This window comes from Pseudoalteromonas sp. Isolate6 (assembly GCF_022398435.1).
In the GTDB taxonomy this organism is placed as follows: domain Bacteria; phylum Pseudomonadota; class Gammaproteobacteria; order Enterobacterales; family Alteromonadaceae; genus Pseudoalteromonas; species Pseudoalteromonas galatheae.
The window spans coordinates 1-1,025 of sequence record NZ_JAKEVK010000387.1 but is presented as its reverse complement, the minus strand read 5'-3'; the positions used below and the strand labels follow the sequence as shown (position 1 = coordinate 1,025).

The 1,025-nt window shown below is 39.3% G+C and carries 1 protein-coding gene; it reads left to right on the top strand.

Annotation, left to right across the window (positions count from 1 at the left end; genetic code table 11):
* On the top strand, positions 1-890 hold an 890-nt coding region (locus tag L1D50_RS23060), incomplete at its 5' end, for a sulfite exporter TauE/SafE family protein (RefSeq protein WP_239966941.1).
* Positions 891-1,025: the final 135 nt, after the last annotated feature.

Genomic DNA, 1,025 nt, shown 5'->3' with positions numbered 1-1,025 from the left:
TAACTAAGCTATATAGGGCAAGTTTCTTGCCCTTGTATTTTACTCTCTTAGTCTATTTGTCTTTAATTTGGATACAAGGCTTTAACTCTGCACTATTTCAAATTGTGAATGAGTTTCAGATTGCATTAACTATGGTATTTGGCTCTTTCGTTGCTGGTGGAACTGCGCTTGGTGGTGGGGCTGTCGCATTTCCCATCATGACCAAAGTACTCAACATTGAGCCTCATACCGCTAAGGTGTTTTCATTGGCTATTCAGAGTTTTGGGATGACCGCGGCGGCGCTAACTATTGTATGCCGAGGGATCCCGTTCTATGGTCGAGAGGTCTTAGTCGCATTGCCTATGTCGGCGGTCGGTGTTGCGGTTAGTTTAATCTTAATTACCCCGGTAGTTGAGGGCGCAATAGTAAAGGCGATATTTAGTTTTTTACTTCTATGTTTTGCGATCACAATGATCTACAGAATAAGACGTAAAATGCACCACCAAGGCACTTGCTTAACAATCAATCCAGAAAAGCGATATATCACAGCCATTGCGTTTATTGGTGGTATCGCCAGTGGGCTGGTGGGGTCTGGTTCAGATATAATATTATTCGCATTTTTGGTTGTTTTTTGTAACGCGGATTTGAAAAAAGCAACAGCCACGTCTGTAATAGTGATGGCCTTTACTTCGGTTTTAGGTAGTGTTATAAATGCGTGGTATTTAGATGTTATTGATCATCAGATTCAAGGATATCTTTTAGCAGCCATTCCCGTAGTTGTTGTCGGCGCACCACTAGGTGCATATGTTTGCTCAAAAATTAGCGTTGGGCAATTAGTTAGCTTTTTACTTGTATTAATTGCAGCTGAAGTCGGTTCAACAAGTTATCATATTTATCTACAGTATCACTAGTTTTATAATAAAAATAAGATATTAACTTATGAAATATATAAAAAAAGGTCGTCCTGTTGACGGTGAAAGGCAAAACAGGCAAAGAAACAAGTTAATTATTGCTGGAAAAATGTTACTGGATAAAAAGCCGTATAG